Source organism: Streptomyces sp. NRRL S-37, assembly GCF_000721605.1.
Lineage (GTDB): Bacteria > Actinomycetota > Actinomycetes > Streptomycetales > Streptomycetaceae > Streptomyces.
The window spans coordinates 26602-48958 of sequence record NZ_JOIZ01000022.1; the positions used below are offsets into that span (position 1 = coordinate 26602).

The 22357-nt window shown below is 72.9% G+C and carries 20 protein-coding genes; 14 read left to right on the top strand and 6 right to left on the bottom strand.

Annotated elements, in window-relative coordinates:
• The first annotated feature begins 226 nt into the window (after window positions 1-226).
• Entirely contained in the window at window positions 227-3121 is a 2895-nt protein-coding gene (locus IH50_RS0129725; protein ID WP_030869015.1) for an FAD-binding and (Fe-S)-binding domain-containing protein, read from the top strand.
• A 113-nt stretch (window positions 3122-3234) separates the two neighbouring features.
• Here the strand turns inward: IH50_RS0129725 and IH50_RS0129730 are convergent, their stop codons facing one another.
• Complete coding sequence (locus tag IH50_RS0129730) at window positions 3235-3687, bottom strand: NUDIX hydrolase (protein WP_030869019.1); 453 nt, start codon at window positions 3685-3687, stop codon at window positions 3235-3237.
• 225 nt (window positions 3688-3912) lie between these two features.
• Between IH50_RS0129730 and IH50_RS0129735 the strand changes: the two genes are divergently transcribed.
• Window positions 3913-4863 carry an EamA family transporter gene (locus IH50_RS0129735; protein WP_030869023.1) on the top strand — a complete coding sequence of 317 codons (951 nt, stop codon included), beginning with the start codon at window positions 3913-3915 and terminating at the stop codon, window positions 4861-4863.
• Window positions 4864-4874: 11 nt separating this feature from the next.
• Here IH50_RS0129735 and IH50_RS0129740 read toward each other — a convergent pair whose 3' ends face one another.
• Both IH50_RS0129740 and IH50_RS0129745 read right to left on the bottom strand, forming a co-directional pair.
• Window positions 4875-5165, bottom strand: coding sequence for a helix-turn-helix domain-containing protein (locus IH50_RS0129740; protein WP_234328260.1), 291 nt, complete (start codon window positions 5163-5165; stop codon window positions 4875-4877).
• 14 nt (window positions 5166-5179) lie between these two features.
• Window positions 5180-5575: a type II toxin-antitoxin system RelE/ParE family toxin gene (locus IH50_RS0129745; RefSeq protein ID WP_037873128.1), complete on the bottom strand. Its 396-nt coding sequence runs from the start codon at window positions 5573-5575 to the stop codon at window positions 5180-5182.
• A 116-nt stretch (window positions 5576-5691) separates the two neighbouring features.
• On the opposite strand from IH50_RS0129745, the gene IH50_RS0129750 reads away from it, so the two are divergent.
• From IH50_RS0129750 to IH50_RS0129765, 4 genes are read left to right on the top strand one after another with little or no spacing between them, the layout of a single operon-like run.
• Window positions 5692-6486: a TIGR03084 family metal-binding protein gene (locus IH50_RS0129750; RefSeq protein WP_030869033.1), complete on the top strand. Its 795-nt coding sequence runs from the start codon at window positions 5692-5694 to the stop codon at window positions 6484-6486.
• Window positions 6483-8165, top strand: a complete 1683-nt coding sequence (locus tag IH50_RS0129755) for an acyclic terpene utilization AtuA family protein (RefSeq protein WP_030869036.1) — start codon at window positions 6483-6485, stop codon at window positions 8163-8165. Before IH50_RS0129750 ends, IH50_RS0129755 begins: the two co-directional genes overlap by 4 nt.
• On the top strand, window positions 8162-9760 hold the full coding sequence (locus tag IH50_RS0129760) for an acyl-CoA carboxylase subunit beta (protein WP_030869038.1): 1599 nt from the start codon (window positions 8162-8164) through the stop codon (window positions 9758-9760). The genes IH50_RS0129755 and IH50_RS0129760 overlap by 4 nt, the downstream gene beginning before the upstream one ends.
• Before the next feature lie 7 nt (window positions 9761-9767).
• On the top strand, window positions 9768-11612 hold the full coding sequence (locus tag IH50_RS0129765; protein ID WP_030869041.1) for an acetyl/propionyl/methylcrotonyl-CoA carboxylase subunit alpha: 1845 nt from the start codon (window positions 9768-9770) through the stop codon (window positions 11610-11612).
• Between the two features lie 98 nt (window positions 11613-11710).
• On the opposite strand, the gene IH50_RS0129770 is transcribed toward IH50_RS0129765, so the two are convergent.
• Complete coding sequence (locus IH50_RS0129770; protein WP_030869043.1) at window positions 11711-12919, bottom strand: RNA-guided endonuclease InsQ/TnpB family protein; 1209 nt, start codon at window positions 12917-12919, stop codon at window positions 11711-11713.
• 182 nt (window positions 12920-13101) lie between these two features.
• Here IH50_RS0129770 and IH50_RS0129775 point away from each other — a divergent pair, with 182 nt between their 5' ends.
• The 5 genes from IH50_RS0129775 (at window position 13102) to IH50_RS42800 (ending at window position 17748) form a co-directional block, all read left to right on the top strand.
• On the top strand, window positions 13102-14241 hold the full coding sequence (locus IH50_RS0129775) for an acyl-CoA dehydrogenase family protein (protein ID WP_030869045.1): 1140 nt from the start codon (window positions 13102-13104) through the stop codon (window positions 14239-14241).
• A gap of 82 nt (window positions 14242-14323) precedes the next feature.
• Window positions 14324-15853: a 4-coumarate--CoA ligase family protein gene (locus IH50_RS0129780; protein WP_051767505.1), complete on the top strand. Its 1530-nt coding sequence runs from the start codon at window positions 14324-14326 to the stop codon at window positions 15851-15853.
• A complete protein-coding gene (locus IH50_RS0129785; protein ID WP_030869051.1) occupies window positions 15850-16584 on the top strand; it encodes an enoyl-CoA hydratase family protein in 735 nt (244 codons plus the stop codon). Before IH50_RS0129780 ends, IH50_RS0129785 begins: the two co-directional genes overlap by 4 nt.
• Window positions 16572-17186 carry a TetR/AcrR family transcriptional regulator gene (locus tag IH50_RS0129790; protein ID WP_030869053.1) on the top strand — a complete coding sequence of 205 codons (615 nt, stop codon included), beginning with the start codon at window positions 16572-16574 and terminating at the stop codon, window positions 17184-17186. Before IH50_RS0129785 ends, IH50_RS0129790 begins: the two co-directional genes overlap by 13 nt.
• Window positions 17187-17529: 343 nt before the next feature.
• Window positions 17530-17748 (top strand): hypothetical protein, encoded by a 219-nt coding sequence (locus IH50_RS42800; protein WP_234328261.1) that lies wholly within the window; start codon window positions 17530-17532, stop codon window positions 17746-17748.
• A gap of 12 nt (window positions 17749-17760) precedes the next feature.
• Here IH50_RS42800 and IH50_RS41755 read toward each other — a convergent pair whose 3' ends face one another.
• Both IH50_RS41755 and pdxH read right to left on the bottom strand, forming a co-directional pair.
• Window positions 17761-17910 (bottom strand): hypothetical protein, encoded by a 150-nt coding sequence (locus tag IH50_RS41755; protein WP_158801324.1) that lies wholly within the window; start codon window positions 17908-17910, stop codon window positions 17761-17763.
• Entirely contained in the window at window positions 17907-18575 is a 669-nt protein-coding gene (gene pdxH / locus IH50_RS0129805) for a pyridoxamine 5'-phosphate oxidase (protein ID WP_030869056.1), read from the bottom strand. Before pdxH ends, IH50_RS41755 begins: the two co-directional genes overlap by 4 nt.
• A 299-nt stretch (window positions 18576-18874) precedes the next feature.
• Between pdxH and IH50_RS0129810 the strand changes: the two genes are divergently transcribed.
• From IH50_RS0129810 to IH50_RS0129820, 3 genes are all read left to right on the top strand, one after another.
• Window positions 18875-19975, top strand: coding sequence for a citrate synthase 2 (locus IH50_RS0129810; RefSeq protein WP_030869058.1), 1101 nt, complete (start codon window positions 18875-18877; stop codon window positions 19973-19975).
• A gap of 314 nt (window positions 19976-20289) precedes the next feature.
• Window positions 20290-20745 carry a GNAT family N-acetyltransferase gene (locus IH50_RS0129815; protein ID WP_030869061.1) on the top strand — a complete coding sequence of 152 codons (456 nt, stop codon included), beginning with the start codon at window positions 20290-20292 and terminating at the stop codon, window positions 20743-20745.
• A 153-nt stretch (window positions 20746-20898) separates the two neighbouring features.
• Entirely contained in the window at window positions 20899-22293 is a 1395-nt protein-coding gene (locus IH50_RS0129820) for a PAS domain-containing protein (RefSeq protein WP_030869063.1), read from the top strand.
• Window positions 22294-22357 lie beyond the last annotated feature (64 nt).

Here is a 22357-nt window from a genome sequence, read left to right on the forward strand (position 1 = left end):
GTTCCACGGGAATGCCGGACTCGGTTTTCGGGGTCGCTTTCGAACGAGGCCGACAACTGCGCACAACTCGCGGTCACTATATGAGAGTTCGTGTTCGACTTGGGAAGATTCCGCTTCCGTTTTCGCTCATCGCCCGCCTCGGGCATATGCCGGGACTTCCCGTGGCGCCGCGGGACATGCGGGCGCCGTCTCCTGCGCCCGGTCTCCGCGGAGGCATCCTGAGGGCATGACGGATCACCGGGAACTGCCGGCAGCGCTGCGGGCGGCCGTGCGCGGCGAGGTCGACTTCACCGCGACCGCACGGGCGCTGACCACGATGGACGCCTCCAACTACCGCCGGGTGCCGCTCGGTGTGGTGGCCCCACGGGACGCGGACGACGTGGCGGCGGCGCTGTCGGTGTGCCGGACGTACGGCGTCCCCGTGGTGCCGCGCGGCGGCGGTACGTCGATCGCGGGGCAGGCGACCGGCACCGGTGTGGTGCTCGACTTCACACGGCACATGAACCGTCTGCTGTCCCTCGATCCCCAGGCACGTACAGCGGTCGTCCAGCCCGGTCTCGTCCTCGACCGTCTCCAGGAGGCCGCCGCCCCGCACGGCCTGCGCTTCGGCCCGGACCCCTCCACCCACAGCCGCTGCACCCTCGGCGGCATGATCGGCAACAACTCCTGCGGCTCCCACTCGGTGGCCTGGGGCACGACGGCCGACAGCGTGCGCGAGCTGTCCGTCGTCACCCCGCGCGGGGACCGGTTGCGGCCGGGACGGGGCTGGGCGGGCGCCCCGGCGGGACTGCGGGACCTGGTGGACGGCGAACTGGCCCGCCTGCGCACGGCTTTCCCCGACCTCCCCCGCCGTATCTCCGGATACGCCGTGGACGCCCTGCTGCCCGAGCGGGGCGCGGACGTCGCCCGCTCCTTCTGCGGCTCGGAGGGCACCCTGGGCGTGCTCACGGAGGCGGTCGTGGATCTCGTACGGGCACCCCGCGCGCGTGCGCTCGCCGTGCTGGCGTACGCGGACGAGAGCGGGGCCGCGGAGGCGGCGGCGGGGCTGCTGGAGCACGGCCCGCTGACCGTGGAGGGCATGGCGGCGGACCTCGTGCCGTCCGCCGCGGACCTCCCGCGCGGGGGCGCCTGGCTGTTCGTGGAGACCGGCGGGGACACGGAGGCGGAGGCACGCGCGCGTGCGGAGACGATCGTCCGCGCGGCGGACGCCGGGGACGCCCTGGTGGTCACCGACCCGGCACGGCAGCGCGCGCTGTGGCGCATCCGGGAGGACGCGAGCGGTACGGCGACGCGCATGCCTGGGGGCACCTCCCGGACGAAGTCTGGGGGAGGCACGGAGGCCTGGCCCGGCTGGGAGGACTGCGCGGTGCCGCCCGCCCGGCTCGGCGCGTACCTGCGCGACTTCCGGGCCCTCATGGCGGACCACGGGCTGCGCGGCACCCCGTACGGGCACTTCGGGGACGGCTGCATCCACGTCCGCATCGACTTCGACCTGCTGACCGGGCCGGGCGTCGCCCGCTTCCGGCGCTTCTCGGAGGACCTGGCCGGCCTGGTCGTGGCGCACGGCGGCTCCCTCTCCGGGGAGCACGGGGACGGACAGGCGCGGGCCGAGCTGCTGCCGCGCATGTACGGCGCGGAGACGGTCGCCCTCTTCGAACGCGTGAAGGCCGTCTGGGACCCGGACGACCTGCTCAACCCCGGCATGCTGGTCCGCCCGGCGCCCCTGGACACGAACCTCCGCTTCTCCGTCCTCCCGCGCGAACCGGTCGACGTCGCCTTCGGCTACCCCGCCGACGGCGGCGACTTCTCGGCGGCGGTACGGCGCTGCGTGGGCGTCGCCAAGTGCCGTACGACGTCCGTGTCGGGGCCGGCGGTGATGTGCCCGTCGTTCCGCGCGACGGGCGAGGAACAGCACTCCACGCGCGGGCGCGCCCGCCTGCTGCACGAGATGCTCGCGGGCGAGCTGGTGACCGACGGCTGGCGCTCCACGGAGGTACGGGACGCCCTGGACCTGTGCCTGTCCTGCAAGGGCTGCCGCTCGGACTGTCCGGTCGGGGTCGACATGGCCACGTACAAGGCGGAGTTCCTGCACCACCATTACGCGGGCCGTCGCCGCCCGGCCGCGCACTACGCGATGGGGTGGCTGCCGGTGTGGCTGGGCTGGGTGGCGCGGACGAGGTCGGCGGGGGCGGCGAACGCCCTCGCCTCGGTGGGGCCGCTCGCGGACGCGGCGAAACGGCTGGGCGGGATCGCGCGGGAGCGGGACATCCCCAAGGTGGCGGAGGAGACGTTCACGCGCTGGTGGCACAAACGCGGAAGCTCGCCCTCCGGCGAGGGCGAGCTGGTGGTCCTCTGGCCGGACACCTTCACCGAGCACCTGTCGCCGTCGGTGGGCCGGGCTGCCGTACGGGTCCTGGAAGCGGCGGGCCTGCGGGTGGCGCTGCCCCCCACCCTGCGGCCGGGGAGCCGCCCGGTCGGCGACGCCCGCACCCGCTCGGCCCTCTCCCTGCTGACGGCCCGCAGGGGCCGGGTCTGCTGCGGCCTGACGTACATCTCCACGGGCCAGCTCGACCGTGCCCGTACGGTCCTGCGCCGAACGCTGGATCTCCTGGAACCGGTCCTGGCCACGGACGCCCCCCTGGTCGTCCTGGAACCGAGCTGCGCGGCGGCCCTGCGCACGGACGCCCCGGAACTCTTCCACGACGACCCCCGCGCGGCCCGGCTCGCCGCACGGGTGCTGACCTTCGCGGAGGCCCTGGAGCGGCACGCCCCGGACTGGACCCCACCGGCGCTGAACCGCCCGGTCACCGGCCAGACCCACTGCCACCAGCACGCGGTACTGGGCGAGGAGCCGGATCGCCGGCTGCGTGAGGCGGCCGGCCTCACCGGCGACCTGGCCGGCGGCTGCTGCGGCCTGGCCGGGAACTTCGGCTTCGAGAAGAGCCACTACGAGGTCTCGGCCGCCTGCGCCGAGGACCAGCTCCTCCCGTCGGTGCGCCAGGCCCCGGACGAGGCGGTCGTCCTGGCCGACGGCTTCTCCTGCCGGACGCAGCTCGAGCACCTGGCGGGCGTACGGGGACGGCACCTGGCGGAGGTGCTGGCGGGTGCTCTGGAGAAATAGGTGAGCAGTCGCCGCCTTGGTGTCCTCGACGCGCTCAATTGAGCCGCTCCAGACCTCCGCCGCGAAGCGGCCCGAGACGTAAGGGCCCGCGCGCACGGGTCCGTCGGTCGGGCTCAGGGAGTCGTCTCGCCCCGTACCAGCGGTCCGCACACCGGCTGGACGCCCTCCGGGAGGTCGTCCGGGCGGCACCAGCGGGCCTCCAGGATCTCGAAGGGGTCGAGGCGCAGTTCGCCGCCGAGCAGGCGGGCCTCGTAGGCCACCTCCATACGCGTACGGAAGCCGCTGTTCAGCATGACCAGGCGGCCCACCTCCACGTCGAGGTCCGTCTCCTCCTTGACCTCGCGCACCACCGTCGCCCGGAAGTCCTCGCCCTTGCGGGCGAAGCCGCTCGGCAGGCCCCACTGGCGGCCCGGCGGCCACATCCGGTGCCGCAGCAGCAGCACCCGCCCCTCGTCGTCACGCACCACACCGGTCACGCCCACCACGTATGTGGTGTGCAGCAGCCACATGATGCGGCTCTGCACGGGGCGCAGGAGCCGCCAGATACGGGCGATGAGTCGGTGCACGGGACCTCGGACGGTGTGGGAGCGGACGCGGGTGATCACCGGTGGGAACGGTACCCGCTGGGTCCAGGTGATGAACGGAGTTGACCTGAGCGGGACGGGGACCGCATGGTCAGGTATATAAGTGCTTCACGGTACTGACTCGGTCCAATACTCTGGACCGAGCGGTTCATCAGGATGCACACTCGGTACAGGCAAGTGTCCGCTCCGACGTCCCTGGAAGGCCCCGTGACCACCCCCAGCGCCACCACCCCGTCCACCACAGCAGGGACGGGGCAGCACGGCCACGCGCCCGCCCCGGCCGGCGCCCCGCGCGGACGGGGTTCCCTCGGGCCGGTCGGGCTGGTCCTCGCCGGCGGGATCTCCGTGCAGTTCGGCGGGGCGCTGGCGGTGACGCTGATGCCGCGGGCCGGCGCGCTCGGGGTCGTGACGCTGCGGCTGCTGGTGGCGGCGCTCGTGCTGATGGTGCTGTGCCGGCCGAGGCTGCGCGGACACGCGCGCGCCGACTGGGGCACGGTGATCGCCTTCGGCGTCGCCATGGCGGCGATGAACGGGCTGTTCTACCAGTCCGTCGCCCGCATCCCGCTCGGCCCGGCGGTCACGCTGGAGGTCCTCGGCCCGCTCACGCTGTCCGTGCTGGCCTCCCGGCGGGCGGTCAACCTCGTGTGGGCCGCCCTGGCCCTCGCCGGGGTGTTCCTCCTGGGCGGCGGCGGCTTCAGCGGTCTCGACCCGCTGGGTGTGGTCTTCGCACTGGGCGCCGGCGCCATGTGGGCGGCGTACATCGTCTTCAGTGCGCGTACGGGGCGCCGCTTCCCGCAGGCGGACGGTCTCGCCCTCGCCATGGCCGTGGCGGCGGTCCTCTTCCTGCCGCTGGGCGTCGTCGAGTCCGGTACGAAGCTCCTCGACCCGACGGTCCTCGGCCTGGGCGCGGCGGTCGCGGTGCTGTCCTCCGTCCTCCCGTACACCCTCGAACTCCTCGCCCTGCGCCGCCTGCCCGCCTCCACCTTCGCGATCCTGATGAGCCTGGAACCGGCCCTCGCCGCCACCGCCGGCTTCCTCGTCCTCGACCAGGCCCTCTCCGCCACCGGGGCCGCCGCCATCGCCCTGGTCATCGCGGCGAGCATGGGCGCGGTGCGGACACAGGTGGGGCGGGGGAAGGCCGACGGCGCCGGACTGTGATCCGGCGCGCTCTACAGCCGTACCGAAAGGTTTCCCACCGTGGCCGTTATGGTCAGCTCGCCGCCGATCGCGTGCAGGTACGCCGCCATCGTCGAGGTGTCCAGGCGAGCGGTCCCCCGCTCGATCTGACTGACCCGGCCCTGAGTGACGCCCATCGCCTTGGCGACCTGAACCTGGGTGAAGCCTTGGGCCTTGCGGAGCGTGGCCAGCTCGTGCCCGCGCTCCGCATCGATCATCTCCGCCTTGATGGCATCGATGCGTTCGCGCTTCTCGGGGGTGATGTCGGCCGTCAGGTCGTCCATGGAACCAAGGTTCATCAGTCCTGCCCTTTCCTCTTCTCCTGTTCCAGCGCCTCAAGGTATGCCGTGAACTTGTCGTCGGCCTCTTTGATCGCCCTGGGGTACCAGGCGGCCCACTGGCGCCCGGCGGCCTTGTTGCCCGCGACCAGGAAGATGGCCCGCCGCTCGGGGTCGAGGACGAACAGCATGCGGATGCTCACCGTCCCGCCGTTGCGGGGACGTAACTCCCGCATGTTCCGGTAGCGGCTTTTCTCGATCGCCCCGACCGTTGGCCGCCGAAGCGCGGGGCCCACTTCCTGGAGCCGTTCCAGAGCGGCTATCACGTGAAGGTGGCTTTCCGGGTCCTCCTTGGCGAGCGTCTTGATCCAGTCCAGTACGTCTTCGAAGAAGCGCAGCTCATAGGGTTCGGCCACACCTGAAGAAATTAGCGCAGGCTAATATTTTGAGCAAGTGGGCGAGTTGCTGCCCCGGTTGGTAAAAGCGAGCAAGCACGCTTGATTGTTTTATTCGCCCCTGCCATGCTCCCCTCATGGCCGACCCGACGCGTGTCATCGACGATCTGCGTGCCGAGAGCGACGACCTCGACCGGCTGGTGGCCGGGGCGGGTGCGGAGCAGTGGGGGCGGGAGACGCCCGCCGCGGGCTGGACCGTGGCCCACCAGATCGCCCACCTCGCCTGGACCGACCGCTCCGCGCTGCTCGCCGTCACCGACCCGGACGGATTCCGGGCGCTGGTGGAGAAGGCCCTCACCGCCCCGCACACCTTCGTGGACGAGGGCGCCGAGGAGTACGCCCGGTCCGCGCCCGCCGACCTGCTCGCGCGGTGGCGCGAGGGACGCGCGGCGCTGGAGAAGGCGCTGCGGGAGGCGCCGGCCGGGGCGCGGTTCCCCTGGTACGGGCCGCCCATGTCCGCCGCCTCCATGGCCACCGCCCGCCTCATGGAGACCTGGGCCCACGGTCTGGACGTGGCGGACGCGATCGGTGTGATGCGGCCACCCACCGACCGGCTCCGGCATGTGGCCCGGCTCGGGGTGCGGACCCGGGACTTCGCCTACGCGACGCACGGACTCACCCCGCCGGCCGACCCCTTCCGGGTCGAGCTCACCGGGCCGGGGGGCGAGGTGTGGGCGTACGGTCCCGAGGACGCGGCCCAGCGGGTCACCGGCCCCGCGCTCGACTTCTGCCTCCTCGTCACCCAGCGCGCCCACCGCGCGGACCTCGCCCTCACCGCCGACGGCCCCGACGCCGACCGCTGGCTGGACATCGCCCAGGCCTTCGCCGGGCCGCCGGGAGCCGGACGCCCGCCGAAGGAGGGCACCCGGTGACCCTGCGCATCGGGAACTTCTCCGGCTTCTACGGCGACCGCTTCGACGCCCCGCGCGAGATGCTCACCGGCGGCGAGGTCGACGTCCTCACCGGCGACTACCTCGCCGAGCTGACCATGCTCATCCTCGCCCGCGACCGGCTGAAGGACCCCTCCGCCGGGTACGCCCGCACCTTCCTGCGGCAACTGGAGGAGACCCTCGGGCTCGCCCACGAGCGGGGCGTGAAGATCGTCGCCAACGCGGGCGGACTCAACCCCGCCGGACTCGCCGACGCCGTACGCGCCCTCGCCGGCCGGCTCGGCCTCCCCGTACGGGTCGCCCACGTCGAGGGCGACGACCTCACCGCGCGGTACCCCGGCAGCCTCGCCGCCCACGCCTACCTCGGCGGATTCGGGATCGCCGAGTGCCTGCGCGCGGGCGCCGACGTGGTCGTCACCGGGCGGGTCACCGACGCGGCCCTGGTCACCGGGCCCGCCGTCGCGCACTTCGGCTGGAAGCCGACGGAGTACGACCGGCTGGCGGGGGCGGTCGTCGTCGGGCATGTGCTGGAGTGCGGGACGCAGGCGACCGGCGGGAACTACGCCTTCTTCGGCGAGCGCCGCCCCGGCGACCTCCGGCGGCCCGGATTCCCGCTCGCCGAGATCCACGCCGACGGCAGCGGCGTCATCACCAAGCACCCCGGAACCGGCGGCTTCGTCGACGTCGGCACCGTCACCGCGCAACTGCTGTACGAGACCGGCGCGGCCCGGTACGCCGGGCCGGACGTCACCGCACGCCTCGACACCGTGCGGTTACGGCAGGAGGGGCCCGACCGGGTGCGCGTCGAAGGCATCCGGGGGGAGGCCCCGCCGCCCACGCTCAAGGTCGGGCGCAACCGGCTCGGCGGCTTCCGCAACGAGGTCGTGTTCGTGCTCACCGGGCTCGACATCGAGGCCAAGGCCCGCCTCGTGAAGGAGCAGATGGGTGACGCGCTCGCCGAGTCGCCGCCCGCCGAGGCGCGCTGGGAGCTGGTCCGCACCGACCGGGCCGACGCCGGCACCGAGGAGACCGCCAGCGCGCTGCTGCGGCTCGTCGTACGGGATCCCGACCAGGAGAAGGCCGGACGGGTGCTGAGCGGGGCCGCCATCGAGCTGGCACTGGCCAGCTACCCCGGATTCCATGTGATGGCACCACCGGGCAAGGGCTCCCCCTATGGCGTCTTCGAGGAGGTGTACGTCCCCCAGGGGGACGTCGACCATGTGGCCGTCCTCCATGACGGACGCCGGATCGCCGTGGACGCGCCCCATGACACTGCCGTACTCGACGACGTACCAGAACCCGCGCTTCCCGAGCTGCTGCCCGCGGGACCCATCACCAGAGCCCCCCTCGGCCTCCTCGCAGGCGCCCGCAGCGGCGACAAGGGCGGGAACGCCAACGTCGGCGTCTGGGTCCGCTCCGACGACGCCTGGCGGTGGCTCGCGCACGAGCTGACCGTCGAGCGGTTCCGGGAGCTGATCCCCGAGGCCCGCGACCTGCCGGTCACCCGGCACATACTGCCCCACCTGCGCGCCCTGAACTTCCTCGTCGAGGGCATCCTCGGCGAGGGCGTCGCCGCGCAGGCCCGCTTCGACCCGCAGGCCAAGGCGCTCGGCGAATGGCTGCGCTCCCGGCACCTCGACATCCCGGAGGCCCTCCTGTGACGGTCCTCGCATCCGCCCTGGACACGGCCGACCCGGAGTACCGCGCGCACCGCGACGCCATGCTCGCCAAGCTCGCCGAACTCGACGCCGAACACGCCAAGGCCCTCGCGGGCGGCGGCGACAAGTACGTCGAACGGCACCGGAAGCGCGGCAAGCTGCTCGCCCGCGAGCGCGTCGAGCTGCTCCTCGACCCCGACACGCCCTTCCTGGAGCTGTCCCCACTGGCGGGCTGGGGGAGCGAGTACACCGTCGGCGCCTCGCTCGTCACCGGTATCGGTGTCGTCGAGGGCGTGGAGTGCCTGATCACCGCCAACGACCCGACCGTGCGCGGCGGCGCCAGCAACCCCTGGAGCCTGAGGAAGGCCCTGCGCGCCGACGACATCGCGCTCGCCAACCGGCTGCCCGTGATCAGCCTCGTCGAGTCCGGCGGCGCCGACCTGCCCTCCCAGAAGGAGATCTTCATCCCCGGCGGCGCGATCTTCCGGGACCTCACCCGGCTCTCGGCGGCCGGCATCCCCACGATCGCCGTCGTCTTCGGCAACTCCACCGCCGGAGGCGCGTACATCCCCGGCATGTCCGACCACGTGATCATGGTCAAGGAGCGGGCGAAGGTGTTCCTCGGCGGGCCGCCGCTGGTGAAGATGGCCACCGGGGAGGAGAGCGACGACGAATCCCTGGGCGGCGCCGAGATGCACGCGCGCGTGTCGGGCCTCGCCGACCACTTCGCCGTCGACGAACCCGACGCGCTCCGCCAGGCCCGCCGGGTCGTCGCCCGCCTCAACCACCGCAAGGCGTACGGCGACCCGGGACCGGCCGCCCCGCCCGAGTACGACGAGGACGAACTCCTCGGCATCGTCCCGGGCGACCTCAAGATCCCCTTCGACCCGCGCGAGGTCATCGCGCGGATCGTCGACTCCTCCGACTTCGACGAGTTCAAACCCCTCTACGGCGCCGGCCTCACCACCGGCTGGGCGGCTCTCCACGGTTACCCCGTCGGCATCCTCGCCAACGCCCGGGGGGTCCTGTTCAGCGAGGAGTCCCAGAAGGCCGCCCAGTTCATCCAGCTCGCCAACCAGCGCGACATCCCCCTGCTCTTCCTGCACAACACCACCGGCTACATGGTCGGCAGGGAATACGAACAGGGCGGCATCATCAAGCACGGCGCCATGATGATCAACGCGGTCGCCAACTCCCGCGTCCCCCACCTGTCCGTCCTCATGGGCGCCTCCTACGGCGCCGGCCACTACGGCATGTGCGGCCGCGCCTACGACCCCCGCTTCCTCTTCTCCTGGCCCAGCGCCAAGTCCGCCGTCATGGGCCCGCAGCAGCTCGCCGGCGTGCTGTCCATCGTCGCCCGGCAGTCGGCGGCGGCGAAGGGACGGCCGTACGACGACGAGGCGGACGCGGCGCTGCGCGCCATGGTGGAGCGGCAGATCGAGTCCGAGTCCCTGCCGATGTTCCTGTCGGGGCGGCTGTACGACGACGGCGTCATCGACCCGCGCGACACCCGCACCGTCCTCGGCCTGTGCCTGTCGGCCGTCCACACCGCGCCCTACGAGGGCGCGCGCGGCGGCTTCGGCGTCTTCCGGATGTGAGGGACCGATGATCACTTCCCTGCTGATCGCGAACCGGGGCGAGATCGCCTGCCGGATCGCCCGCACCTGCAGTGAGTTGGGAATCCGGACGGTCGCCGTGCACTCGGACGCCGACGAGGACGCCCTCCACGCGCGCGTGGCCGACGCCGCCGTACGCCTGCCGGGGACGGCGCCCGCCGACACCTACCTGCGCGGCGACCTGATCGTGAAGGCCGCCCTCGCGGCCGGCGCGGACGCCGTCCACCCCGGCTACGGCTTCCTCTCCGAGAACGCCGGCTTCGCGCGGGCCGTACGGGACGCGGGCCTGGTGTGGATCGGGCCGCCCCCGGAGGCGATCGAGGCGATGGCGTCGAAGACGCGCGCCAAGGAGCTGATGGGCATCGAGCCCCTGTACGAGGTCACCGAGGCCGACCTGCCGGTGCTGGTGAAGGCGGCGGCGGGCGGCGGCGGACGCGGGATGCGCGTCGTACGGCGCCTCGCGGACCTGGACGGCGAGCGGAACGCCGCCCGCGCGGAGGCCGCGAGCGCCTTCGGTGACGGCGAGGTGTTCGTCGAGCCGTACGTGGAGGGCGGCCGGCACGTCGAGGTGCAGGTGCTCGCCGACACTCACGGCACGGTGTGGGTGCTGGGCACCCGCGACTGCTCCCTCCAGCGCCGCCACCAGAAGGTGATCGAGGAGGCCCCGGCGCCCGGTCTCACCGGACCGCTCACCGAGGAGCTCCACGCCCTCGCCGTACGCGCCGCGCGTGCCGTCTCCTACGTCGGCGCCGGGACCGTCGAGTTCCTCGTCGCCGACGGCAGGGCGCACTTCCTGGAGATGAACACCCGCCTCCAGGTGGAGCACCCGGTGACCGAGGCCGTCTTCGGGATCGACCTCGTCGCCGAGCAGATCCGCGTCGCGGAGGGCCACGCACTGGGCGACGGGCCGCCTCTCCCGCGCGGGCACGCCGTCGAGGCCCGCCTCTACGCCGAGGACCCCGCCCAGGACTGGGCACCGCAGACCGGCCGGCTGCACCGCCTCGCCGTCCCCGACTCCGTACGCCTGGACACCGGCTATACGGACGGCGACGACATCGGCGTCCACTACGACCCCCTGCTCGCCAAGGTCGTCGCCCACGCCCCCACCCGCGCGGAGGCCGTCCGCAAGCTCGCGTCCGCACTGGAACGGGCGGTGACCCACGGCCCCGTCACCAACCGGGACCTCCTCGTCCGCTCCTTGCGGCACGAGGAGTTCGCGCAAGCCCGCATGGACACCGGCTTCTACGACCGCCACCTGCCCGAGCTGACCGCCCCGGCCCCCGACCCGTACGCCCCGCTCGCCGCCGCCCTCGCCGACGCCCACGGTCGCTCCCGCTTCGGTGGCTGGCGCAACCTGCCCTCGCAGCCGCAGGTCAAGCGGTACGCGATGGCGGGCGAGGAGCACGAGGTCCGCTACCGGCACACGCGCGACGGCCTCGCGGCCGACGGGGTGCACGTCGTGCACGCCGACGCGGGGCTGGTGATCCTGGACGTGGACGGCGTACGACGCCGCTACGAGGTCAGCCGCTACGGCGACCGCGTCCACGTCGGCGCCACCGCCCTCACCGCCCTGCCCCGCTTCCCCGCCCCCACCGCCCAGCACGCTCCCGGCTCCCTGTTCGCCCCCATGCCGGGCACGGTCGTCCGCGTCGCGGAGGGCCTGACCGAGGGCACGGAGGTGGAGGCCGGCCGGCCCCTGCTCTGGCTGGAGGCGATGAAGATGCAGCACGAGATCACCGCCCCGGTCACGGGAGTCCTGCGTACCCTCCGCGCGGCCCCGGGCCAGCAAGTGGAACCCGGCACCCTCCTGGCGGTCGTGGAGGAAGCCTCCTAGGGGCGCGGGGCTGTGCCCGATGTGCGGTTACCGCCGCGTGGGCGCGACCAGCCACACACAACCCGCAGTCGAAGGAGCCACTTGACTTCCTCCCCCGCCTAAAGGCGGGGGATTCCAGCGGTCGCCCGCTGGGTTTCCTGCTTCACCGACGACCGCCCCGTCCGGGAGGACTCCCGTTGAGGTCTTACACCGTCTCCACAGGCAGACGCCGCCAGCCCGGCGGCCAGGATGTTGCGTGCCGCGTTCACGTCGCGGTCATGCACGGCGCCGCACTCGCACGTCCACTCCCGGACGTTCAGCGGCAGCTTCCCTCGGACCGTGCCGCAGGCCCCGCACAGCTTGGAACTGGGGAAGAAGCGGTCGATCACGACGAGTTCACGCCCGTACCAGGCGCACTTGTACTCCAGCATCATGCGCAGATCCGTCCAGGCCGCGTCCGAGATGGCGCGCGCGAGGCGGCCGTTCTTCAGCAGGTTGCGGACGGTCAGATCCTCGATCACGACCGTTTGGTTCTCACGGACGAGCCGAGTCGACAGCTTGTGCAGGAAGTCCCGGCGCCGGTCGGCGATCCGCGCGTGGACCTTGGCGACGCGGCGCCGGGCCTTCTCCCGGTTGGCCGAGCCCTTCGCCTTCCGCGACAGTTCCCGCTGCGCCTTCGCGAGGCGGGCACGGTCGCGGCACCCGTGCCGGGGGTTGGCGATCTTCTCCCCGGTGGACAGGGTCACCAGGGAGGTGATCCCGGCGTCGATGCCGACCGCCGCCGTGGTGGCCGGCGCGGGGGCGATGGTGTCCTCGCACAGCATCGAGACGAACCAGCGGCCCGCCGGATCGCGGGAGACGGTCACCGTGGTCGGCTCCGCCCCTTCGGGAAGGGGACGGGACCAGCGGATGTCCAGGGGCGCCGTCATCTTGGCCAGGGTCAGCTTCCCGTCACGCCACGTGAAGGCACTGCGGGTGTACTCGGCCGACGCCCGGGACTTCTTCCGCGACTTGTACCGGGGGTACTCGGCGCGCTTGGCGAAGAAGTTCCCGAACGCCGTCTGAAGGTGGCGCAGCGCCTGCTGGAGCGGGACCGAGGACACCTCCGACAGGAAGGCCGGTTCCCCGGTCTTCTTCCATTGTGTCAGCGCGGCCGACGACTGCACGTAGGAGATCCGGCGCTGCTCGCCGTACCAGGCCCGCGTGCGGTCTTCCAGAGCCTTGTTGTAGACGAGGCGGACGCAGCCGAACGTGCGCGACAGCTCCGCCGCCTGCTCGTCCGTGGGATGGAAGCGGTACTTGAACGCCCGCTTGACCTGCCGCGTCACACCTCACACCGTATCGGATTCCGTGTAAGTGAAGGCTGTCGGCCGGTGGCCGCACACATCGAATCGCCCTGGAGGCGATTCGCCCTTCCCTGCCCCGCTACGCGGGAACTTCGTTTCTCCCCCGCAAGCGGGAGGCACCCCCACCCCAGCCTGAAGGCCGGGGTATCCACGAAGGAGTCCCGATGAACACCCTCATCGAATCAGAGGAACACAAGGCCCTCCGCGAAGCGGTCGCCGCGTTCGCGACCAACCACCCTCACGTCCCCGGCACCGACAACCGCTCCTTCTGGCAGGAAGCCGCCAAGCTCGGCTACATCGGCGTCAACCTGCCGGAGGAATACGGCGGTGGCGGCGGTGGCATCACCGAACTCTCCCTCGTCCTGGAGGAGATGGGCGCCGCCGGCAACCCCCTGCTGATGATGATCGTCTCCCCGGCGATCTGCGGCACCGTCATCTCCCGCTTCGGCACCGAGGCCCAGAAACGCCAGTGGCTGCCCACCCTGGCCGACGGCAGCCGCCTGATGGCCTTCGGCATCACCGAACCCGACGCCGGCTCCAACAGTCACCGCCTCACCACCACGGCCCGCCGCGACGGCACCGACTGGCTCCTCACCGGCCGCAAGGTGTTCGTCTCCGGCGTCGACATCGCCGACGCCACCCTCGTCGTGGGCCGCACCGAGGACGCCCGCACCGGGAAGCTCAAGCCCTGCCTGTTCATCGTCCCGCGCGACGCCGAGGGCTTCCGGCGGCGCCCCATCGACATGGAACTCCACGCCGTGGAGAAACAGTTCGAGCTGGTCCTCGACGACGTACGGCTGCCCGCGGAAGCCCTCGTGGGCGACGAGGACGCGGGCCTGCTCCAGCTCTTCGCCGGCCTCAACCCCGAACGCGTCATGACGGCCGCCTTCGCGATCGGCATGGGCCGCTACGCGCTCGCCCGCGCCGTCGCGTACGCGCGTGAGCGCACCGTCTGGAACGCCCCCATCGGCTCCCACCAGGCGATCGCCCACCCCCTCGCCCAGGCGCACATCGACCTCGAACTGGCCCGCCTGATGACGCGGAAGGCCGCCCACCTCTACGACGCCGGCGACGACGCGGGCGCGGGCGAGGCCGCCAACATGGCCAAGTACGCGGCGGCCGAGGCCTGCGTGAAGGCCGTCGACCAGGCCGTGCACACCCTCGGCGGCAACGGCCTCACGCGCGAGTACGGGCTCGCCTCGCTGGTGACCGCCGCGCGCGTGTCCCGTATCGCCCCGGTGAGCCGGGAGATGATCCTCAACTACGTCTCCCACCAGACCCTGGGCCTCCCCAAGTCGTACTAGGGGGTGTCGTTTGGATCCTGTCGGGGTCGCGGGGTCTGGCACCGCACCTCGCCGCGTTGTCGTCGGTTGCCAGGGCTCCGCCCTGGCGCCCTCCTCCGCCTTGCGATGCACGGCACCCACCCCGGCACTGATCGACGGCACCGACGGCACCACCCTCACCTACGAGCAACTGGACCGCTTCCACCGGCGGGTCGCCGCGGGACTCGCCGAGGCGGGCGTGCGCAAGGGGGACGTGCTCGCCCTGCACAGCCCCAACACGGTCGCCTTCCCCACCGCGTTCTACGCCGCCACCCGCGCGGGCGCCTCCGTCACCACCGTGCACCCCCTGGCCACCGCCGAGGAGTTCGGCAAGCAGCTGAAGGACTGCGCGGCCCGCTGGATCGTCACCGTCTCACCGCTGCTGGACACCGCGCGGAGGGCCGCCGGACTGGCCGGCGGGATCGAGGAGATCCTCGTCTGCGACAGCGCGCCCGGACACCGCTCCCTGATCGACATGTTGGTTTCCACCGCACCCGAGCCGGAGGCCGCCATCGACCCGGCCGAGGACGTCGCCGCCCTGCCGTACTCCTCCGGCACCACCGGCGTCCCCAAGGGTGTGATGCTCACCCACCGCCAGATCGCCACCAACCTCGCCCAGCTCCAGCCGCTGATCACCGCGGGCCCCGGCGACCGCATCCTCGCGGTGCTCCCGTTCTTCCACATCTACGGTCTGACCGCCCTGATGAACGCCCCGCTCCGGCAGGGCGCCACCGTCGTCGTCCTGCCGCGCTTCGACCTGGAGACGTTCCTCGCGGCCATCCAGAACCACCGCATCACCGGCCTGTACGTGGCCCCGCCGATCGTCCTGGCCCTCGCCAAGCACCCCCTGGTCGCCCGGTACGACCTGTCGTCCCTGAAGTACGTCGTCAGCGCCGCCGCACCCCTGGACGCGGGCCTCGCCGCCGCCTGCTCGCGGAGACTCGGACTGCCGCCCGTCGGCCAGGCGTACGGCATGACGGAACTGTCGCCCGGCACCCACGTCGTCCCCCTGGACGCCATGAACGACGCGCCCCCCGGCACCGTCGGCAAGCTCATCGCCGGCACCGAGATGCGGATCGTCTCCCTCGACGACCCCGGCGAGGACCTCGGCCCCGGCGAGCCCGGCGAGATCCTCATCCGCGGTCCGCAGATCATGAAGGGCTACCTCGGCCGCCCCGACGCCACCGCCGCCATGATCGACGAGGAAGGCTGGCTGCACACCGGCGACGTCGGCCACGTCGACGAGGAAGGCTGGCTCTTCGTCGTGGACCGCGTGAAGGAACTCATCAAGTACAAGGGCTTCCAGGTCGCCCCCGCCGAACTCGAGGCGCTGCTCCTCACCCACCCCGGCATCGCCGACGCCGCCGTCATCGGCGTCTACGACGACGACGGCAACGAGGCACCGCACGCCCACGTCGTCCGCCGGCCGTCCGCCCCGGAGCTCTCCGCGGACGAGATCATGACGTACGTCGCCGAACGCGTCGCCCCCTACAAGCGCATCCGGCACGTCACCTTCATCGACGGCGTCCCGCGCGCCGCCTCCGGAAAGATCCTGCGCCGTGAACTCCGCGCGGTGCGCGAGGAGCCCTCGTGACCCTGATCGGCCGCACCCGCGCGCGGGGCGTCGAAACGCTCTGTCTCGACGCCCCGGAGCGCCGCAACGCCCTGTCCGCCACCCTCGTCGGCGAACTGGCCGACGCGCTCACCGGCGCCGGCGAGGACACCGGCGTCCGCGCGGTGGTCCTCACCCACACCGGCAACACCTTCAGCGCGGGCGCCGACCTGCGCGACCCGCCCGCCCCCGAGGCACTGGTGGGCCTGCTGCGGCAGATCGTCGAGCTGCCCAAACCGGTCCTCGCGCGGGTCACCGGGCACGTCCGCGCGGGCGGCCTCGGCCTGCTCGCCGCCTGCGACATCACCGTCGCCTCCCACGCGGCGACGTTCGCCTTCACCGAGGTCCGCATCGGGGTCGCGCCGGCCGTCATCTCCCTGCCGCTGCTGCCCCGCACCGACCCGCGCGCCCTGGCCCGCTACTACCTCACCGGCGAACACCTCGACACCGCCGAGGCCGTCCGCATCGGCCTGCTCACCGCCGCCGGCGACGACGTGGACGAGGTCCTCGCCCCGATCCTCGACGGCCTGCGCAGATCCGCCCCCGACGCCCTGGCCGAGACGAAACGGCTGCTCACGGCTAGGGTGCTGGAGACCTTCGACCGGGACGCGGCCGACCTGACCGCGCTCTCGGCACGCCTCTTCGCCTCCGCCCCCGCGCGCGAGGGAATGACGGCCTTCCTCGAACGACGGGATCCGGAATGGGTGGTGTGAGCACGGCCGACCGTGCCGAACGAGTCCCCAAGCAGGACCGCAGCCGGGCCACCCGGCAGCGGCTCCTGGAAGCCGCCGTGGCCTGCCTCGCCGAACACGGCTGGGCGGGCTCCACGGTCCTGGTCGTCGCCGAACGCGCGGGCGTCTCCCGGGGAGCCGCCCAGCACCACTTCCCGACCCGTGAGGACCTCTTCACGGCCGCCGTCGAGTACGTCGCCGAGGAGCGCTCCACCGCCCTGCGCGCCCTCTTCCCGGAAGGCGCCGCGGCCGGTGACCGCCGCGCGGTGATCGAGGCGCTGGTCGGCCTCTACACCGGCCCCGTCTTCCGCGCGGCGCTCCACCTGTGGGTCGCCGCCTCCAATGAGGAACAGCTGCGCCCGCGCGTGACCGAGCTGGAACTGCGCGTCGGCCGCGAGTCCCACCGCATCGCCGTCGACCTCCTCGGCGCCGACGAGTCCCGCCCCGGCGTCCGCGAAACCGTCCAGGGCCTCCTCGACATGGCCCGGGGCCTCGGTCTCGCCAACCTCCTCACCGACGACACGGCCCGCCGCGAGCGCGTGGTGGCCCAGTGGGCGGCACTGCTGGACGAGGCGCTGGGCTGACCCATGGGCGACCGGTTCCAGGTGATCGTCGACCTCGACGCGGACGAGGCGGACGCCGCCCGGCTCGCCCGGCGGGTGGTGGAACGGCTCGCGGCGGAGGGCATCGTCCTCGCCGAACGCACGAAATGCGTCCTTGGACAGCCCCTGGGACATCCGCCCGGCCCGCACTGGGAACGTGCGGTGACCGACGACTGGGACTTCGAGCCCTGGGACGGACTCGCCGTCCACACCCGCCGCACCGGCTTCACCAGCGGCGCGGACATGCCGGGCGCGGCCCTCTGCCCGCGCTGCGGAGCCTCCACCCCCCCTGGAGGACGAGACATGGCAGCGCTTCGGCACCGCCATGCGGACGTGGTACGACACCGGTGCCGCGACCGTCGAGTGCCCCGCCTGCACGACCGCCGTCGCCGTTCCGGACTGGGCCTGGGACGAGGCCCCGCTCGCCTTCGGCTGCCTGGGCTTCGAGTTCTGGAACTGGCCCGACCTCACCGACGCCTTCCGCGCCCGGCTGACCGGGCTGCTCGACGGCCACCGCACCGCGTACCTCTGGGGCAAGCTGTAGGAACCCGCGCGATCACGCCCGCCCGCGCACCGCGCGGAGGACGCCGACGACGTCGTCCGCCGTGACCTCACCCCGCGCGGCGATGTCACGGGCCTCCACCGCCGCCCCGGCCGGCGGCAGTGCCGCCCCCTCGTCCCCCGCACGGGAATCCCGCCCGCTCACGGGCTGAGCCTCTCCACCCGCCAGCCCCCGCCCGCCTCCGCCACGTACCGCAGCCGGTCGTGCAGCCGGTTCTCCCTGCCCTGCCAGAACTCCACCGCCTCCGGGACCACCCGGAAGCCGCCCCAGTGGGGCGGCACCGGGACCTGCTCGTGCTCCGGGTAGCGGGCCGCCAGGCCGGCGTAGGTCGCGTCGAGTTCCGCGCGGCCGGCGATCACCGAGGACTGGCCGCTGGCCCACGCGCCGAGCTGGGAGCCGTGCGGGCGGGTGCGGAAGTAGGCGGCCGTCTCGTCGCGGCCGGTGCGGCGCGCGGTGCCGGTGACGATGACCTGCCGGGCCATCGGGTGCCAGGGGAAGAGGAGCGAGACGTGGGGGTTCTCCGCCAGGTCGCGGCCTTTGCGGGAGTCGTAGTTCGTGTAGAAGACGAACCCGTCGTCGTCGAAGTGCTTCAGCAGCACCGTGCGTGAGCTGGGCCGTCCCGCCGCGTCCGCCGTCGAGACGATCATGGCGTTCGGTTCGAACAGCCCGCCGTCCGTCGCGGCCTGTTTGAACCAGCGCGCGAACTGTCCGACGGGGGTGGCGGCCAGGTCGGTCTCGGAGAGCCCCTCGGTCCGGTACTGCTTGCGCATCGAGGCGAGATCGAAGGGGACGGCGTCTCGGTCGGTCACGCCGTCATCCTGCCGTATGCGCGGAGCCCCCGGGAACGGGGTGTCCTGCGTCACGTGGTGGCACTGAGTGCCGCGAACTCTCCCCAAAGATGGCACTCGGGGATATCGTGCTGCCACTGATCCGGTTGGGTGACCGCCAGCCGGGCATCACAGGGGTGACGTCCCGGACCGCGAATCCGTTCGATACGGACCGTGGATCCACCGGACGCCCGTCCACGCTTCCGCCGACCGCAGACCGCCGGACCCGGTCGTCCCACCCCACAACACCATCTGTCACCCACCTCACAAGGAGCCGCCAGATGTCCGACTTCGTACCCGGGCTCGAAGGAGTCGTCGCGTTCGAAACGGAGATCGCCGAACCCGACAAGGAGGGCGGCGCCCTGCGGTACCGGGGCGTCGACATCGAGGATCTGGTCGGGCACGTCTCCTTCGGCAACGTGTGGGGGCTGCTCGTCGACGGGGCGTTCAACCCCGGACTGCCGCCCGCCGAGCCGTTCCCGATCCCCGTGCACTCCGGCGACATCCGCGTCGACGTGCAGTCCGCGCTGGCCATGCTGGCGCCCGTGTGGGGCCTGAAACCGCTCCTCGACATCGATGCCGAACAGGCCCGCGACGACCTCGCCCGCGCCGCCGTCATGGCCCTGTCCTACGTCGCCCAGTCCGCGCGCGGCCAGGGCCTGCCCATGGTGCCGCAGCGCGAGATAGACAGGGCCGAGTCCATCGTCGAACGCTTCATGATCCGCTGGCGCGGTGAGCCCGACCCCAAGCACGTCGCGGCCGTCGACGCGTACTGGACGTCGGCCGCCGAGCACGGCATGAACGCCTCCACGTTCACCGCGCGGGTCATCGCCTCCACCGGCGCGGACGTCGCGGCGGCTCTCTCGGGAGCCGTCGGCGCCATGTCGGGACCGCTGCACGGCGGCGCCCCCTCACGCGTACTGGGCATGATCGAGGAGATCGAGCGCACCGGGGACGCCGAGGCGTACGTCCGGCAGGCCCTCGACAAGGGCGAGCGCCTCATGGGCTTCGGCCACCGCGTCTACCGCGCGGAGGACCCCCGCGCCCGCGTCCTGCGCCGCACCGCCCGCGAACTCGGCGCCCCGCGCTTCGAGGTCGCCGAGGCCCTGGAGAAGGCCGCCCTGGCCGAGCTGCACGCCCGCCGCCCCGAACGGGTCCTCGCCACCAACGTGGAGTTCTGGGCGGCCATCGTGCTGGACTTCGCCGAGGTCCCGGCGCACATGTTCACCTCGATGTTCACCTGCGCCCGTACGGCGGGCTGGTCGGCGCACATCCTGGAGCAGAAGCGCACGGGCCGCCTGGTCCGACCCTCGGCCCGCTACGTCGGCCCGGGCACGCGCGACCCGCGCGAGATCGAGGGCTACGCGGACACCGTCCACTGAGGAAAGGCCCCGGAACGCAGGCGACCCGCGAGTCTGGTTCCTCCCTGGGGAGGAGCCGGCCGGACGTTACCGGCGACTCGCGGGTCGGGTGACTGCGTTGGATTGGGCCGGTTGCGTGTATCTCGCACACGCCGGTCCGGCGCCGAACCGAGTACGGCGACGGGCTACTGGCCCGCAGCCACCTCTTCCGTCCGGTTGTCATACATCTGCCGAACCACCTCCTTTCCGAAGTACTGCCACCCTAAGAAGCGATCGGCGCCGTATCAACCACTTTTTTCGTTGACCCCCGCGCGGGGGCGCGATTGGCTTGCCGGATGACTGATCTTCGTATCGACGTCGTGGACGGCGGCGCCCTGCTGGAGCAGTGGCGGCACGTCCACAACGTGATCGTGCCGCCCCCCGCCATGACGCCCGGCGAGGCGCGGAAGCGGCTCGCGCGCGGGTACCGGCTGGAGAACGCGTACGACGGTGACGTACTCGTCGGCTGCTCGACGGTGCGGCCCCCGCGGGGCGAGGAGGCCGTGGCGACCGTCATCGCGCGGGTGCTGCCCGGGCACCGGGGCAGGGGGATCGGCGCGGCGCTCTACGAGAAGGGGCTGGCGCACGCGCGCGGGCTCGGGGCCGGGGAGATCGAGACCGTGGTGCAGGCGGCCAACGCGGAGGGGCTGCGGTTCGCCGCGGCGAAGGGCTTCGCCGAGCGGGAGCGGTACGTCCTGGACGGCGAGCGCGACGAGTGGGTCGACCTGCGACTGGTGGCTTCCCCCGCGTAGGGAGGGCGGCCGCTTCACGCGAAGGCGACCGCCTACAACGATTCTCTCAATCTTGCGGGAACCCGATGTGCGCTGAGTCACGTTCAAGTTGAATGATTGCAAGTGAGCGAACCGTCGTGCCGTACGTGCGGACGCAGCCTGCAGGGGGTCCAGGTGAGTGCTTCCCGGCGTAGTGGGACCACCGACGAGCTGGGGCCGGACGAGCCCGAGCCCGCGCGGGAGGGGGCGGACGGCTCCGATCTCCTTGCCGCGCTGCTCGACGGTATGGACGCCGCCCTGTGCGCCTTCGACGCGCACGGGACGGTCACGCACTGGAACCGTGAGGCGGAGCGGATCCTCGGCTGGAGCGCGGACGAGGCGGTGGGCCGGGCCGGTCTCGCCGGGTGGGCCGTGCGCAGCGCGGACGCCGAGGAGGTCGAGGCGCGGCTGATGTCGGCCATGGACGCGCCGGGCCGGCAGGTCGACGAGTTCGCGCTGCTGACGAAGGACGGCGGCCGGGTGCTGGTGCGGACCCAGTCCGCGGCGGTGCGCGGGCCGGACGGGAAGCCGGCGGGGGTGTACTGCGCGTTCAGCGAGGTGCACGCGCAGATCGACCTGGAGCGGTCGATCGCGCTGAGCGAGGCGCTGCTGGAGGAGGCGAGCTGGGGTGTCGTCCTGGTCGACGCGGACCTGCGGCCCGCGGTGGTGAACGCGCACGCCGCGCGGGCGCTGGGGGCGGGGCGGACGTCCGTACTGGGCCGGCCGCTGGGGGAGCTGCTGGCGCAGGGCGTGGAGGAGCTGGAGAGCGCGCTCACCCATGTCCTCGCGGAGGGCGCCCCGCCCGCGCCGGCCGACCTGTGGGTGAGCGTGCGCACGCCGGAGGGCGAGCGTCGGCGGTGCTGGCGGAGCGGCTTCGTGCGGCTGTCGTCGCCGCTGGCGGAGGAGCCGGTGCCGCTCGGGGTCGGCTGGCTGTTCCAGGACGTGACCGAGTCCCGGCGGGGCGAGCAGGAGGCGTCGCTGCTGCGGTTCCGCGCGCAGCAGCTGCACCGCGCGGCGCGTGCGGCGGCGGAGTGCGAGGATCCGGCGGAGGCGGTGACGGTCCACCTGGACTTCGCGCTGGCCGGGTTCGCCGACCACGCGCTGATCGACCGGGTGGCCGGTGGCGCGGAGGACACCGGCCGGGTGCGGCTGGTGCGGATCGCCGCCACGCCGGCCGGTGCGCCGGGGCCGAGCAGGCTCGCCGGGCGGGCGGGGCTGCCGGTGCGGTACGCCGAGGGGCATCCGGCGGTGCGGTGTGTGGAGCGGGCCGGGACGGTGCGGGCGGACGCCGGGTCCATGGGGGCCGAGGAGGCGCGGGCGTGGGCGCTGGCGCGGCAGTGGCCGGGAGACGCGGTGCACGCCTTGTGCGCGGTGTTGCGCAGCCGGGGGCGGTCGCTTGGTGCTGTGACGTTTCTGCGGGGGGTGGGGCGGCACGCGTTCGAGCGCTCCGACGCGATGTACGCGGAGGACGTGGCGGTTCGCATCGCCGCGGCCCTGGATCTGGCGGGGCTTCTCGGCGACGACCGCTGACAGGTGTTTTCTCGCCCCCGCCGCCCCTTCCCCTTCCCGTCCCCGGGGGCGCTGCCCCCGGACC